This is a genomic window from Bradyrhizobium sp. USDA 326, from assembly GCF_049739485.1.
Lineage (GTDB): Bacteria > Pseudomonadota > Alphaproteobacteria > Rhizobiales > Xanthobacteraceae > Bradyrhizobium.
On record NZ_JBMGQA010000001.1, the window covers coordinates 445,307 to 459,252 of the forward strand.

At 60.0% G+C, this 13,946-nt stretch carries 13 protein-coding genes and 2 pseudogenes; 6 read left to right on the forward strand and 9 right to left on the reverse strand.

All coding sequences use genetic code 11. The features are described 5' to 3' along the window. The first annotated feature begins 4 nt into the window (after positions 1-4). Together ABIG06_RS02075 and ABIG06_RS02080 are read left to right on the forward strand one after the other, a co-directional pair. The gene (locus tag ABIG06_RS02075; protein ID WP_370133772.1) at positions 5-1,099 is read left to right on the forward strand and encodes an extracellular solute-binding protein; all 1,095 of its coding nucleotides are present in this window, start codon (positions 5-7) and stop codon (positions 1,097-1,099) included. Between the two features lie 113 nt (positions 1,100-1,212). Next, positions 1,213-2,037 (forward strand): IclR family transcriptional regulator, encoded by an 825-nt coding sequence (locus tag ABIG06_RS02080; RefSeq protein ID WP_370133775.1) that lies wholly within the window; start codon positions 1,213-1,215, stop codon positions 2,035-2,037. Here the strand turns inward: ABIG06_RS02080 and ABIG06_RS02085 are convergent. The 5 genes and pseudogenes from ABIG06_RS02085 to ABIG06_RS02105 all read right to left on the reverse strand — a co-directional run bounded on the left by ABIG06_RS02085 (position 1,982) and on the right by ABIG06_RS02105 (position 5,402). After that, on the reverse strand, positions 1,982-2,413 hold the full coding sequence (locus ABIG06_RS02085; protein WP_370133777.1) for a cytochrome P450: 432 nt from the start codon (positions 2,411-2,413) through the stop codon (positions 1,982-1,984). The genes ABIG06_RS02080 and ABIG06_RS02085 overlap by 56 nt on opposite strands. Positions 2,414-2,494: 81 nt before the next feature. Next, positions 2,495-2,833 carry a hypothetical protein gene (locus ABIG06_RS02090; protein ID WP_370133780.1) on the reverse strand — a complete coding sequence of 113 codons (339 nt, stop codon included), beginning with the start codon at positions 2,831-2,833 and terminating at the stop codon, positions 2,495-2,497. 457 nt (positions 2,834-3,290) lie between these two features. Beyond that, positions 3,291-3,695: a LysR substrate-binding domain-containing protein gene (locus tag ABIG06_RS02095; RefSeq protein WP_370133783.1), complete on the reverse strand. Its 405-nt coding sequence runs from the start codon at positions 3,693-3,695 to the stop codon at positions 3,291-3,293. A gap of 308 nt (positions 3,696-4,003) precedes the next feature. After that, a pseudogene (locus tag ABIG06_RS02100) lies at positions 4,004-4,477 on the reverse strand (transposase); the annotation flags it as partial. A 419-nt stretch (positions 4,478-4,896) separates the two neighbouring features. Further along, positions 4,897-5,402, reverse strand: a pseudogene (locus tag ABIG06_RS02105) (substrate binding domain-containing protein). On the opposite strand from ABIG06_RS02105, the gene ABIG06_RS02110 reads away from it, so the two are divergent. The 4 genes from ABIG06_RS02110 (at position 5,368) to ABIG06_RS02125 (ending at position 9,459) form a co-directional block, all read left to right on the forward strand. Then, entirely contained in the window at positions 5,368-5,970 is a 603-nt protein-coding gene (locus ABIG06_RS02110; RefSeq protein ID WP_370140763.1) for an NAD-dependent epimerase/dehydratase family protein, read from the forward strand. The pseudogene ABIG06_RS02105 and the gene ABIG06_RS02110 overlap by 35 nt on opposite strands. A 291-nt stretch (positions 5,971-6,261) precedes the next feature. Continuing rightward, a complete protein-coding gene (locus ABIG06_RS02115) occupies positions 6,262-6,606 on the forward strand; it encodes a hypothetical protein (protein WP_370133785.1) in 345 nt (114 codons plus the stop codon). A 189-nt stretch (positions 6,607-6,795) separates the two neighbouring features. Continuing rightward, positions 6,796-7,686 (forward strand): hypothetical protein, encoded by an 891-nt coding sequence (locus ABIG06_RS02120; RefSeq protein WP_370133788.1) that lies wholly within the window; start codon positions 6,796-6,798, stop codon positions 7,684-7,686. Positions 7,687-8,076: 390 nt separating this feature from the next. Continuing rightward, positions 8,077-9,459, forward strand: a complete 1,383-nt coding sequence (locus ABIG06_RS02125) for a tyrosine-type recombinase/integrase (protein ID WP_370133790.1) — start codon at positions 8,077-8,079, stop codon at positions 9,457-9,459. A 718-nt stretch (positions 9,460-10,177) separates the two neighbouring features. Here the strand turns inward: ABIG06_RS02125 and ABIG06_RS02130 are convergent. The 4 genes from ABIG06_RS02130 to ABIG06_RS02145 form a co-directional block, all read right to left on the reverse strand. After that, positions 10,178-10,564: a GreA/GreB family elongation factor gene (locus ABIG06_RS02130; protein WP_370133792.1), complete on the reverse strand. Its 387-nt coding sequence runs from the start codon at positions 10,562-10,564 to the stop codon at positions 10,178-10,180. Positions 10,565-11,251: 687 nt separating this feature from the next. After that, the gene (gene rnk, locus ABIG06_RS02135) at positions 11,252-11,692 is read right to left on the reverse strand and encodes a nucleoside diphosphate kinase regulator (RefSeq protein WP_370133794.1); all 441 of its coding nucleotides are present in this window, start codon (positions 11,690-11,692) and stop codon (positions 11,252-11,254) included. A gap of 995 nt (positions 11,693-12,687) precedes the next feature. Beyond that, complete coding sequence (locus ABIG06_RS02140) at positions 12,688-13,587, reverse strand: universal stress protein (RefSeq protein ID WP_370133796.1); 900 nt, start codon at positions 13,585-13,587, stop codon at positions 12,688-12,690. Positions 13,588-13,766: 179 nt separating this feature from the next. Continuing rightward, positions 13,767-13,895, reverse strand: a complete 129-nt coding sequence (locus ABIG06_RS02145) for a hypothetical protein (protein WP_370133799.1) — start codon at positions 13,893-13,895, stop codon at positions 13,767-13,769. Positions 13,896-13,946: the final 51 nt, after the last annotated feature.

A 13,946-nucleotide genomic window follows, 5' to 3' on the forward strand; every position in this document is an offset into this window, starting at 1 on the left:
GAAAATGCTCGGAATGAAACGCTGGCGACGATCGGCTTCAGTATTGGCCTCGGCCCTGTTCGTCGCGATGGGGACGGGCCTGGCTCAGGCGCAGAGCAACATCGTGATCATGCAGGATCCGGGCGGCGGATATGGCGATGCATTGCGCAAGGTCATGTACGATCCGTTCGAGAAGGCGACCGGCATCAAGGTGGTCACCGTCCAGGAGGCGCGTAGCGGCCCACGCATCAAGGCTCAGGCCGAGGCCGGCAAGGCGCAATGGGACCTGACGTTCATCTTCGATCAGGAGACCAAGCTGCTCGGCGACTGTTGTCTCGCCGACATCGACTATTCCAAGCTGTCCGACGCGGCCAAGCAGACGCTGGCGGCCATGCCGGACAATCTGAAGCGCAAGAAGGGCGTGGCGCTCCAGGTCATCGGCGTCGGCCTCGTCTACAACAAGGACAAGTACAAGGGCGAGAACGTGCCGACCAGCTGGGCCGACTTCTGGGACGTGAAGAAATTCCCCGGCCGGCGCTGCATGCCCGCCTGGCCGCGTTTCGTCTTCGAGGCGGCGCTGATGGCCGACGGCGTGGAAAAGAGCAAGCTCTACCCGATCGACATGGAGCGGGCGCTGAAGAAGGTCAAGGAGATCAAGCCGCACATCGCCAAATGGTGGACGACGTCCGCACAGCCGCCGCAGCTTCTGCTCGACGGTGAGGCCGACATGTGCATGGCCTACACCGGCTCGATGAGCAAGCTGGCCCTGGAGGGCGCCCCGATCGAGCTGACCTTCAATCAGGGCTTCGTCTACTACGACTTCTTCTCGATCCCCAAGGGAGCGCCGAACTACGATAACGCGCTGAAGCTGCTGTCCTGGCGGCTCGAGCCCAAGCGCGCGGCGCAGCTCACCTCGACCTTCCCGGTCGCCCTCCCCTCCCAGGTCGTGTTCGAGGCTGCGACCGACAAGAAGCTCGCCCGGTACTGGGCCAACAACCCGGACAACGTGTCGAAGGCGATCGAATGGAGCCCGGATTATTGGGGCGCAGCCTCGCCGGCCGGAAACTCGACCAACGAGGAGTACGGTCAGGAGAAGCTCAACGCCTTGCTGGCCCAGTAGGCAGCCTGATCGGCCCCGATCCAGAAGGGATCGGGGCCGATCCACACACGGGCTATTGCCGATCGCGCGACCATGCTAGATCGAGTGAAAGATCATTCTATTTTGGCCGGTGGATGGATAAGGCTTTTACCAAGGGACTGCGTCTCCTGGAGGCACTTGCTCTGAGCGAGCAACCCCGTGGGGTCACAGACCTCGCGGGTGAGCTGAAGCTCACCAAGAGCAACGTGCATCGGCTGCTGATGACCTTGCAGTCCCAAGGCTATGTGCGCCAGATCCCTCCGCACAGCACCTACGAGCTCACGACCAAGATCTGGGCGCTCGGCAGCCATGTCATCCACCGGATGGATCTCATCAACGTCGCGCGACCGGCAATGACGAAGCTTGCCGAGATCACCGGCGAAACCATTCACCTGTCCGTGCTCGAAGATACCGACGTCGTCTACGTCGACAAAATCGAAAGCGCCCACCATATCCGCGCCCATACGAGCGTGGGCATGCGCGCACCCGCTTTCACCATGGCGACGGGGAAGGCGATGCTCGCACATATGCCTGATGACTACCTGGAGCGATTCAGGCCGCATCTCAGGCGCTATACCGAGACCACGCGAACGACGATCAAGGAACTGCGCGAAGACATCAAACTGGCACGCGCGCAAGGTTACTCCGCCGTGCTGCACGGCGAGTGGCGCGAGGGCATCGCGGCCTGCGCTTGTGCTATCCTCGGCCGCTCGGGCGAACTCGTTGGGGCGATCGGCATGTCCGGCCCCGACACTCGCGTCAAGCGCAAGCAGATCAGGGAATATTCGGTTCACGTGATGGAGGCAGCGCGAACCATCGGCGCCGCCCTCGGCTACTCCAACAGGCAGACGGCCTACTCCGGCGTCAGAAGCACTCCTGCGGATTCTCCGCCTTCACATCAGTCACGACGCGCGCCCTGATCCTGCTGCCGCTGCTGGAGCAGCATCGGAGCAAGCGCGCGTCTTGCCCGTGCAGCGCCCTCGTCCGGATGTCACGGCTGCCAGATATTCGCATGGTTTCGACGCGGCGGATGCCGCTGTGCCCCTTGATCGCTGGCGCTTCATCCAGTCGGAGTTGAGGTATGCGGGCCGCGAGCGCCGCCAGGCTCTCCTCAAGTTCGATACGCGCCAGCGCCTCACCGATGCAGCGATGGGCACCGGCCCCGAAGGCGGGCAGCAACCGTGGTTGATCGGTTCGACGGATGTCGAATACGTCGGGCCGTTCATAGGCCTCTTCGTCACGCGCGGCGGACATGGTCGACAAGATGACGAGTTGCCGGGAGCGCAGCGCCGCCAACCTCGATGTCTTCAGCCGTCACCCTGATGAACGATGCCACGCTCGGCTCGAATCGCATCGCCTCCGCAACCGCGCCCGGAATCAACGAGGGATCGCGGCATACCGCCTCCGCCGGCGCTTACCACCGGCCGCGGCGATTTTGGTCTCGACCAGCAGGCGATCAATCGTGGCTGCGCTGACGCCGAGCACCAGCGCGCGATCGGCCTGGTCGAGCTTGAGCCGGCCATGCCGCTCCAACGATGGCAGCGGAATCATTATCTCTAACCGTTTGCCGCAGATTCGATCCGAGGCCCCCACAGCCACCAGCGCATCCCTGATCGTGGCGTCATAGGTCGGCCTTCGATGCCGCCAGGCCTCCGGCGAAATTGCGACAAGGCTGGCAAGCGCCCGAACCACGTGCTTGCGATGCCAGCCGGTCACCGCGCAAAGCTCGTCGAGAATGCACCCCTTATCTGCGCGCCCTGCTGATCAATAGCGCTCGACCACCGCCGCCGTGAGTTCGCGCCGCGCACCCATGCTGATCCGTCCTGCCATCGGCGACACCGATCCGATTCGGTATCGTCGCCCCAATCCTGACGGTCAGTTCTCCGGTAACATTCTGGGTGAGGCAATGCGCCCCTTTGCGCGGCGAGCTTTGCTGGTAGCGCTCGACTCGTCTGAGCTGGCCGGGATAGCGGAGGCGAGACGAGCGCAGGTGGCGTGATCGTCGTCTCGGCTCTTGAATGAGCGGCTCGACGTATGGTCCCCGCAATATCAAAACGCCGCGCGCGAATCGCAGGAGCTCGATGCGATAAGTTCATGAACGAGACGACACCGCGGATCAGTTGTCTACGAATAGGCAGAGGTGCCAGCCGGCTCTCCACCCTATTCGCCCCTGTCATGTGGCCGTTGGTTCGCCAGCCGATTGCCGTCCCTCTTCTTCCAGCCAATCGCAAAACACTGCTGTCTGTGAATCGCTCTCGCTCCCTGCGGGCAGGTACGCGAAGTAGCTCCTCGCTGGAAGGCTGACGTCTGGAAACGGAGTGATTAGGCGGCCCGCGGCGACATCATCGCCGATCAGAGCGGTCGGTCCCATTGCTACGCCCAAGCCATCGATCGCCGCCTGAATCGTCAGGAAGAAGTGATCGAATGTTAGCGTCGCCGTCGGGATAAGGCGGGAATGCCCGGCTTTCACCAACCAATCTTGCCAAAGCCGCGGCATCGACGTGTTCGGATTTGACTCCGCCTTCATGGTGAGGGAATGGGTTAGACTTACGGCATTCACTGCGATACCAGAGATCATGAGGGTTCGTCCGCCCTACATTGCTGTTCTGCTTCGGCACGATATCGGCGCTACTTCCGACTACACACGCGATCGCGCAACGTCGAACGATGCACACCTAGCGTGCCAACCCCCGAATGGCACGTTGGTATTTGCGAATTTTTATAAAGGAACCGCAAGCCGGTTGGCTTCGCCAGCTTAACAAACGGAGCTACTCGTTTTCCCTCGACGCTGTCCGGGACGCCAAAAGTCGCCGGCGTCGGCTCGCAATGGTGCGGGCACGGCGCCACACGACCAGTCGCTGCTCGCGGTCCCGTAGACTGTTTGCCAACCGAGAGGGCCATCTCGGCGGCTACCTTTGGAAGAGTTTTGGTCAGGAAGTGCGTCGCTCCCACGCGTGTCTTCATCGTGCCGAACGGATGCCCGACAGGCTGGAGACGAAGGTGCATAGCGAGCGGATTCGTGTCGAGCCGCTGCTGCACAACGTCGAGCAGATCCTCATACTCCCATCGCATGATCCGTCGCTCTGACCCGGGCGTGCACTAGGGTTTGATCGAACAATTCTTACAGGGGTTCGTCCAGTAGCGCCGCAGCATCTGTCGGCTTCTTCGTTTGTATAGCGATACGGCAGTCGCTCCCCGGCCGGACAACGATAGGCGTCTTTCTCCGGCAATAGACAAAGTCCTGCTTACCGAAGCGTCGTCCGACTTGGCGCCCGAAGTCATCGGTTTGGGCAGAGTTACTGTGATGCCGGCCTCGTGGCAGGCGAGGATCTCCGGGCTGCTGAAGTAGCCGCGGCCGGCGCGGCCGCACGCGCAAAGATGTCCAATGTGGTCTTTGCGGTGAACATCGTTCCGATGATTGCGCCAGGCGTCGGAGCCGCGCTCCTTGGCCGGTGGCGGACCATCTACCTCGTGCCCATCGCGGCTGGTTGGATCGCCTCTTCCTGACTCGAAACTCATGCGCCCGACGCAAGCAGCGCGCTTGCTTCCCACGCGTCACGATTCGCACCGGAAGAGATTGCATCACCTGGCCCTCATTTCCGTACGCGCCGCCCCGGGTGGATTACGAACTGACGCCGCTCGGCAGCACCCTATGGCAGGCGATCGAGCCATTGGGCGCGAGCGCATGTCGGCGAGATCATGGCGGCCCGGAACGACTTCGACACACGCGAGGGCGGCGCTTGATGCAGACGGTAGAGTCCCGTTGACGGCAGTGCGCTTTAGCGGTTGCCCGGAGCCGCTATATCCTCGCAGAACGCAAGGAAGGCCTCGACTTTGGCAGGCGGCAACCGCCGGGACGGTCGGACAGCATAGAGAGGGAAAGTCTCGTCGGGCCAATCCGGAAAAAGCTCTAGCAGCGTCCCGGAGGCCAGAAGTCCTCCGACCGCAAAGGCGAGGACTTGGGCTATCCCAATCCCGCCAGACACGCTTCAACCATCGTATCCGCGTCCGTAAAGGTAAACCGGCCACTTGCTTTCACCATGACCGTCTCGGGCGAACGCTGAAACTCCCATTCTAACGGCCTGCCACGCTGCGGGTCCAAGAACTGGATGCATTCGTGGGTTGCAAGGTCCATCGGACTTTGGGGGCGGCCCTTCGCCACTAGATAGGTCGGAGAGGCGACGGTCAGCACCCGCGTCTCCAGAAGCAAGCGTGACGACAGGTTGGAATCCGGCTGAGGACCGAAGCGGATCGCCACATCCACGCCCTCAGATCCGAAGGGCACTCCTGGTACGGACGAGTTAGACTACACCGAACGACCGAACGATCTGAATCGGTATCTTCAAGTTAAATGGGCCTTGGACAAGCAGGCACGGGATGCCGCCCGACACGGACTTCCCGTTGTCATCGGTATTCCGACAATGACCTTCGGCGAATATGATGCGGGTCGAACAACGGGCCGACTTATCCTGGAACTCGCGAACCGTACTTTACGAGGTTTTGTTGAGGGACAACGAAACGTAATATCTGCGGGTGACGCCGGACGAGGCCTTGTCCGGGTCTGCGAGGACGGCCGAGTGGGCGAGCGTTATCTACTCGCGGGTGAGAACCTCACCATGTCCGAACTCATGGTGAAAATTTCCAGCCTTGTCGGCGCACCGATGCCGAAATCGATACCACTTCCAAGGCCCGAGAGGATGCAGCCACCCTACTCTTCGACGGAGGTCGCGGCGGCGATTGGCGTCTCTCTGGATACATTCTATCGCACGCGCCGCCAAAGGCACGAGCGCGACGGCTTGCCTTCACCGATCAGCGAGCGAGGACCGCTGAAATGGGAAACGCACTGGCTTTGATGCTTGGCTTACCCGACATCATCCTATGCGCCCAAAGACGATTGCTAACGACGCATTCGCGCCGTCGCCGGCAGCAAGCGACGAGGATCACCGCGAGCGGCTGCGGAGAGCTTACGGCCAGCACGACTCTTTACAGACGAGATCGCGCTAGATTCCAATGGGCGCCATCTCCTACTGGCACTGAGGCTTTTTATGGCCGATCCAAAGTTTCCCCATGTGAAGTGGCGTGATGGCCGTCCTCGGTCGTCGCACGGCGCGTATGCCTGAGCTCTCGGCTTTGTCGATGCCGACTTGCGCCATCCGCCCTACGATCAAAAAGGACGTCCAGTCGGTGCGTGGTTCAATCTCAAAGAAGCATCGGACTTTTCAGACAAACGAAAGTCTGAAATCGAGGCGGCGCGCCGCGCCGGCAAGCTGCCGAAGAAAATTACGATCCGGAAGCGCTCTACGATCGAAGACCTATTGGACGATTGGAGTAAGTCGGTTGAGTTCAAGGTGCTGTCGTCCGCATCACAACCTTCTTATCGCAAATGTATCTCCGCCATCTTGTATCGACCGCAATCACGTGAATCCGCGGCTAGGATGCGTGCCGAGATCCGTGCCGCCAAGCTGCTTGGTGTAGCTGAGCCCGTATGAGAACTCGAGGCGATTGCAACGGCCACGCCGACATCAATTGGCACACCGGAAATCCGCGCCTTCTACAATTACGCGAAAACGGCTCGCGGCCATCATATGGCGCTCTCGATGATAGCGACGCTCTCGGCGGCATTCACTTGTGGGCAGGAAAGCACACTGTGGCGTCTCGGACCCAATCCGCGAGAAGGCATGGAGTTCGATCATCCAGAGGGACGCATCGTGCAGGTTACGATGTCCGAATTTTCCGCGTGGGTCGCCGCAGCCGATGCGATCGAACGGTCTTCGATCGGCGATAGCTTTCACCTGGCATTGTTCACCGGGCAGCGCCGGACCGATCGTCTAATTATGCGCAGTGAGAGCGAAGTCGAGGGCCGCCACGCGTTCCGGCAGAGCAAAACTGGCGAGCTTGTCGACATAAAAGAGGCGCCGCAACTCAGCGCGCGGCTGAATGCCTCGCGTGCACGAGTAAAGGAGCTAAAGCTTCGGCTTCAACTGGATAGGGTGCCACCCGAGCTGGTGGTCAATGAGGACAATGGCGAGCCTTATGACGAGAGTACCTACCGCCACTGGGTGTCGACCGCCCGAGCTGTCGCTATATTCGGCTTTCTGAAGCGCGACAACGCGCGCCAGGCAATCGTACGCGCAGAACGATCGAACGCCGAGCTGATTAAGGATGTCGACAAGCTCTTCGCGCCGTTCCCTCTCGAGGAAAATGAAGCGCAGCCCGCTCGAGCGGTCGATCAGCGCAAGCGCGCATTAGCGGAATGGCTGGATGCGCAGATCGCTCGCGACAGCAATCGCGACGAGACAGCATGGCACGTGAAGCCTTGCCCCACCCTAATGTTCGTCAACGGCGCTGGGGAACTCGGCCAAAAGCATGACCAAGACCTACGCGATACCTGCGTCATGCTTCTCGATCGCGCTGGCTGCGACTTGCTGATGATCTGCGACGTCACCGGGCATTCATATCGAAGCGCGCAGACTATCGTGAAGCACTACCGCGCCCGCAAAGCGACTCGAGCTGATTCCGGTATCGACAGGCTTGAATTGCAGGTCCGAAAGGAAGGCATGAAGAGCTGAACGCAGGCCGGTGGGTCTCATTTGGCCGCTCGTGTCAGCGGCGGAATCCTCGCGCCTAATTATCCGACTCGTCGCACGGCGTACGACCATCAAAAGCGTCGCACGAGACCCGGTTTGTTCTGCCGAGGAATTAAAAAAAGCCCTTGCGGGCCAATCTTTTAAGGGTGGTGGGCGCACCAGGGCTCGAACCTGGGACCCGCTGATTAAGAGTTCAGTACTATCCCTTCGCCACAGTTTCTAGATGCACGCCGCTCTACGATGAGTGTTCGAGAAGCCCTTTGTTTATAGGTGTTTCTCGCATAGGTTCGCGCTCCGTCGAACTCAAACCTTCCAACTCGTCAATCCGCCAACACCGTTTGAAAACCGTTTTGGCGGCCGTGGACTCTCGTCATGACCGATATTCGAATCTCTCTCACCGACAAGACAATCGCTCAATTACCCGCTCCGAAGGAAGGCTGGTACCTAGCGCGCGATACCGAATTGAAGGGCTTTTTCGTTGTCATTGGAAAACGAAGGAGGACCTTCACCGTCCAAGGTGACCTCAGGCGGGGCGGCAAGCGGGCTTCATCCATTAGGGTTTCCATCGGCGACGCCAGCGAGATGTCGACCCGAGCTGCGCGCGGCACTGCCAAGGAGTACCTCGCCCAGATTAGTCGGGGACGGCATCCGAACGACGAGAAGCAAGCCGAACGGACGAACCCAGTTCCGGCGATGGAAAGTTGCGGGACGGTTGCGAGCATCACGCTCAAGCAGGCCTGGGAACGGTATCTCGATGCGCATCTAATCCGGAAGAACCGCAGCGAAAAGACCATTGAGGGCTACCGCGATCACGTCGATCGCATTTTTGCGGAATGGCTCGATACTCCCCTCCATGAGCTCGCAACTGATCCCGCTCGGGTAGCCAAGAAGCACGACCAAGTTACGAAGGAGAACGGGCCGTACATGGCCAATGGCAGTATGAGGACCTTGCGAGCCATCTACAATCATGCACGGAAGACGAACAGGTCGTTGCCGTCAGATAACCCGGCCAATGCGGTCGACTGGAATGAGGAGGAGCGCCGCAACACCGGGATGGGAGCGGCCGACCTAAAGGGCTGGTTTGCGCAGGTCGCCGCCCTCGACAACCCCGTACGGAGAGAGTTCCACCTCTTCACGCTGCTTTGCGGTTCTCGGCCCACCGCGCTCCAGCAAGCCAAGCCAGAACACATCGATTTTCGGCGCCGCACGCTGCACATTCCCAAACCAAAGGGCGGTAAGAAGAAGGCCTTCGATATTCCGTTGTCGCGACAGATGATCCTTTGCCTCATCCGCACAATCCGGTTCGGTAAACAAATGTATCCTCTGCAAGCACAAGGATGGGTGTTTCCAGCCGACAGTGCGTCAGGGCATTTGGCGGAAACGAAAGAAGATCGTGAAATACTATCGAAATGGGGTAACGATCTCCGTCAGACCTTCCGTACGATTGCAACGGCTGCGGGAGTCTCGGAAGTCGACGCCAAGTTGCTGATGAACCATGCCATTCCTGGAGTGAACGGAGGCTACATCACGCGGCATAAGCTTCTTGAGGATCATCTGCGTAGCGAGCAGCAGGCGATCACCAGCGCCGTATTTGCTGCCTTGGGCGCATCAATGACCCGGGAGGGGTCGTTGCAGGATTGGCTCGGAAGAGGTGGTAGCCGAAGAGCAACACAACGGGCCGCTTCAGATAAACAAGGTGCAGCCCCGCCGGTTGTTCAAATTCAGCAAGGATCAATCGAGGGCTCGGTGCGTTGAAACTTCGACTCTCTATCCGCGCTCACGAATCGGTCCAATCCATCATGGTCAAGTTTGAGCCAACTCCAGCAATCGATGTCCATTCGGATCGAAGAGGCACAGAGACACCCCTCCTCCTCATCACCGCGGCGGTCGCCACCACCTACGCCCTGTCGCTGCGGTACGAGCGCGATTTCATTGTCGCCGAGCGAGCGCGTTTAGGCAGACCATAGCGCTGCCGCCCGGCCGCGGCATCGCCGGGAACAACCGGCCATCGCGGTGCTGCACGACGGGCACAGCTTTCGGCTCGCGTAGAGCACAGTCCTCGGATTTTTCCTGCCACCCGCATGCGTAGTTCATCGCTTGATGTCGGTGCAACAGTGTCGCCGAAAGTTGTCCGCGATCTCCTCAGCTCTTGACCTCTCCGCCGGCCGATAGTGAAATCCGGCTTTCAGTAATTGTTGCGGGGGTGGCGTCGTCGAAGAGTTCTACAGAGGCTTCGCGCAGCGGGCGCGCGATCTGGCGGAGAATGCGGGCCCGTTCACCAAGCGGCGGCTGCTCGACCTGGCCAGCGGTACGATCTCAAGAGCAGCGGATCAAGCTACGGACGCTCCGGTGCCAAGGGCAACGCCGCCGAACTTGCTGTTCTCCGGCTCGGGCGAAGTGAGTAAGGGCGGCATCGCAGAGATCCGGTGCACTTAGTCCGCAACGCACGAGAGCGCAGCGTTGGACGAGGATGTCACTCGGTTTGATTCACGCTCTCGATTCTGAGGACATCCATTCCTTCCGCGACGAAATATGGCATGTGATCTCCAACCCGGAGGCCGACAAGCGCGGCGCCCAAACCCGACAAAACGGAAAGCTGAGCCGGATTGGACGTGACGACTTCAGGCCAGACCAACTGCACGGTGCGTCTGCGAATGCCCCAATTCGTCCAGAACTCGACCCACGAGCCGATCGCGACGAGCGATTTGACCTCGGGAGCGTTATCCGAGACGATACTTGCTCGATCGATTTCAGCAAGCAGAAACGCCCCACCCGCGTCTCCTTGCCGTGCAGCTACGCGCGCGAGTGTGTCTAGGCGCGGATAGTCGGACGCGGTTAGGGCGATGGAAGGCAGAGGCATCACTACACTCAGTTCGTCAAGGTAAAGGGAGGCGATCCCGCAACGAAGCGCTGGAACAACCTGTTGGATCGAAAGACAGTCCGGACGGGCGAGGCTACCGTCCGGCTAAGTGCCTAATTGCAAGCGTCCGCCATGCAGAGAACGCCGCGTAACGTGCGTATCAGGCTCAACCGCGTGAATCATAACAACTCCAACATAGCCTTACTGACATTGCGACCATTGCGCCGAATAGGACGCAAAACAGTTCGACATAGTTCCGCTGATGCGACTGCATTCACAAAAGCCCACGCTCCTCGTCCGCAGAATAACCATCCGTTCAAGCGACGCGAGTAGATCGCATGGGGCTCGAAAACGTCCCGGCTCGCGATGCCGCTAAGCTCATCCAATCGCGAAGAAGCCCCCTGTCATGCCTCGAATGGGAGGCCCGGCGCCGAAGATCATCAATTGTGTCGTCGGGATAACAGCGCGCAAAGTCTTCCCGGATCAAGCTCTCAAGGAAGTCTCGCTCAGCTCTGCCCGCTGGATCTACGTAATGGAGGCAAGTACTCAACACTGAGTTGTTCACCCGTCTCTGCTTTTTGCGCTCTAGATTTGAGGGGCCAAGCGCGCACGTTATTCGTTCCGCGGGGCAGAATAAGTACTGCCCCGCGCTGTTACATCGCGATTACCATTTTCCCCTTCGGAGCCTCAGGCACTCTGTGGTACGCGAACCTCAAGAACCGTCAATCGCCGAAGGTCGCCGGTTCGCGTCTCCCAGGTGATCGAGTTACCGGCATTAAGGCCAATGAGAGCGGCGCCGACGGGCGTCAGGACGGAAAGCCTTCGCCGGGAGATGTCCGCGTCGTCCGGATAAACGAGCGTCGCGGTCCGAATGGTCCCGGTCGAGTCGTCCCGGAACCGCACCTCAGAGCCCATGCAAACAGTTTGTACAGGATGACCATCCGCAAGCACGTGTGCCCGCTCCAGCTCCTCGGTTAGTACAGAGGCCACATCAGGCATTTTGTTCTCCGCTGCTCGCGCGAGCAGCGAGAGCCGCTTGTAATCATTGGCTGTGAGCGTTATCGGCGGCTTGATCTCACTACGCATCGTCGTCTTGGTTGATGTAATTGACATCGTGTTCTTCTCCATTTTTGCGTTCGGGTGTCGGCCCGACAAGATGTTTTCGTCCGCTCGTCTGGTGGTGTGGGTCCCATCGCCGCGCCAGTTCGAGCAGAGCTTGCTCCAGGAAATGAAGCGGTCCGAGCTTCTGAGCCGATCTGGGACCGGCCAAGTTCGGTTGCTCGGACTTGATTCATCACATCGGATGCATGCGCCTCGCATCTACGGGCACTCTGATACGCTTGCAGGCAGATTTGGGCTCGACCGAATGCAATGCGCGTTAGTTTGCCTGCCGGCGGTCACCCCGAGCTCGGAGCGGACAAGCGCGCTGAGCTCGGGGCTATTCGCCCGCGATCGGATACCTTGCGAGATACAGGCTCCGACAGAATGTTGCCAAGCTCACCATGATAAAGTTTAAGTGGGCATTCCTGGCATGAAGTCAAACGCGACATTTCGTCAGCAACGCATAGCGCCTCAAGTAGAATATAAGACCCTTCCCAGCCCGAAGGAGGTGCACTTCCTCTCCTGCGCAAAAAGCCGCGGGCCTCTCTTACTGGCATTAGGTTTCAGTGATTGATCGCCTCTTCGGCGGGCAATATTCAGAGCCCTTCTCAAACAAGAACCTCAATTCCGCTCGCTTTTTGGTGGTACTTGTGCGTTTGCCACCGAGGTTCTCTGGCAAAAGACGGCCGGCCGCCTAAAAAAGCGGAGGTTGATAATGCCGAAAGAATACGAAACATCGGAGCAGCGAGAAAAGCGAGAATTGGACGAGGAGCTGGACCGGCAACTGCGGGAAACTTCTCCGGCCAGCGATCCCCTAAAAATCACGCGGCCAGCCAAACGAACTGCGTGGAAATCAGCTGTCCGCGACAGTGGCCGAAGGCGCGGCTGAGCATCTCGGAGGCCACGGCGATCCGCGCACATGCGAATGCCTTGCGGACCCCATGCTGCTGCGCAAGGGGATCCCACGCTCTGGTGCTGTTGAGACCCTGGGCCCCTCCCGGCGAGTCCCCAGTCGTTCCGCGTCACGCCTGAGAGGAGGCAGCCGTGGCTTCCTTTGGCGGTCTGACGTCAGGGCGGGTGGGAGGAACGATGAGAACGTCCACGTTCACGGACCGCAGAACTTCTTCTGTGACGCTGCCAATCAACGCTCGGAGCAACCCAGATCGGCCGTGAGTACCCAGTACGAGCATGTCCGGCCGCTTTGCCGCAACCGCACGCGCGATCACCTGCATCGGAAGGCCCTCGTCGACCCTAAGCGACCATCGCTGAGTGCCAAACTCATTGGCCACAAGAAAAGCGCTCATTTCCTCCATCGCCCCGTGGCGCTCGCTATCGACATATCCACTGATGACGTCGGAGCTCGCACCAGAGCTGAGCAACCGTCTCTTAGCCAGCGGCGAGAAGGCGTGAAGAAGCGTCGCTCCGTCTTCCAACAGCCCGGCGGACAGACCGAAGCGGATCGCGTCGGCCGATGTTTCCGACATGTCGACCGGCACCAGAACCCGTTCGTAGTGCCGCTGCGCCTCGTTGTTCACCATTAGAACGGGATACTTTCCTCCGCGAATGACGCGCTCGATCGTGGTCCCCGTAAAGATGTCGCGCAGAAACTGCTTGCGATGGGCCCCCATCACGATGAGATCGGCGCCGACCGCGGCGCTTGCGCGCAAGATCCCGTCGAAGGGGTGACCCCTGATCACGGTTGGATGGCAACGCGCGTCATGCAGTTCGGCCATGGACCCGATCTGCTCAACCAGCACCCGGTGAGCCTCCCGCTCTTCCATGCGGACCAGATCGTTAGGCAGATCTTCATCGACGACGTGAACGAGGTGCAACTCGGCACGACGGGCGCGAGCCAGAAGGCCGGCCTGGCGCAAAGCGCGATGAGAACGCGTAGAAAAATCCGTCGCAGCGACGATGATCATGTCAGAACCCTTGTATTGGGCCACCTCGCCGAGGTGATCTCGGCAAGGCGGCGATCTGATTGCTTAGGCCCGCTCATGACGCGGCCACACACAGGCAGCCCCGAGATCGGAGCGCAGTAACGTGTCGCGGTCGAAAACCGTAGGAGCGGGAGCGCGAGGTGACGAAGCAGCTTCCAGCGTCACCCTTCCGGGTGATGCGGTATCGGGGGCGGGCGGCGCGCAAAGGCGGTGCGGAATCCGTCCGGATCATAAGTCCAGATGAACAGGATCCACGAGGTCAGGACGAGCAGTGCCAAAAAGACAGACATGAAGAACTCCTGGCTGGGTCAGAATCGTTGAGTTGCAGCGCCCGGGCGATA

What these genes read in the sequence shown, in the direction of transcription:
- ABIG06_RS02075 (WP_370133772.1), top strand. Translation starts at nt 5, where the DNA reads ATGCTCGGAATGAAACGCTGGCGACGATCGGCTTCAGTATTGGCCTCG.
- rnk (WP_370133794.1), bottom strand. Translation starts at nt 11,692, where the DNA reads ATGGAGAAGAACACGATGTCAATTACATCAACCAAGACGACGATGCGT.
- ABIG06_RS02125 (WP_370133790.1), top strand. Translation starts at nt 8,077, where the DNA reads ATGACCGATATTCGAATCTCTCTCACCGACAAGACAATCGCTCAATTA.
- ABIG06_RS02145 (WP_370133799.1), bottom strand. Translation starts at nt 13,895, where the DNA reads ATGTCTGTCTTTTTGGCACTGCTCGTCCTGACCTCGTGGATCCTGTTC.
- ABIG06_RS02080 (WP_370133775.1), top strand. Translation starts at nt 1,213, where the DNA reads ATGGATAAGGCTTTTACCAAGGGACTGCGTCTCCTGGAGGCACTTGCT.
- ABIG06_RS02140 (WP_370133796.1), bottom strand. Translation starts at nt 13,587, where the DNA reads ATGATCATCGTCGCTGCGACGGATTTTTCTACGCGTTCTCATCGCGCT.
- ABIG06_RS02120 (WP_370133788.1), top strand. Translation starts at nt 6,796, where the DNA reads ATGGAGTTCGATCATCCAGAGGGACGCATCGTGCAGGTTACGATGTCC.
- ABIG06_RS02130 (WP_370133792.1), bottom strand. Translation starts at nt 10,564, where the DNA reads ATGCCTCTGCCTTCCATCGCCCTAACCGCGTCCGACTATCCGCGCCTA.
- ABIG06_RS02095 (WP_370133783.1), bottom strand. Translation starts at nt 3,695, where the DNA reads ATGATCTCTGGTATCGCAGTGAATGCCGTAAGTCTAACCCATTCCCTC.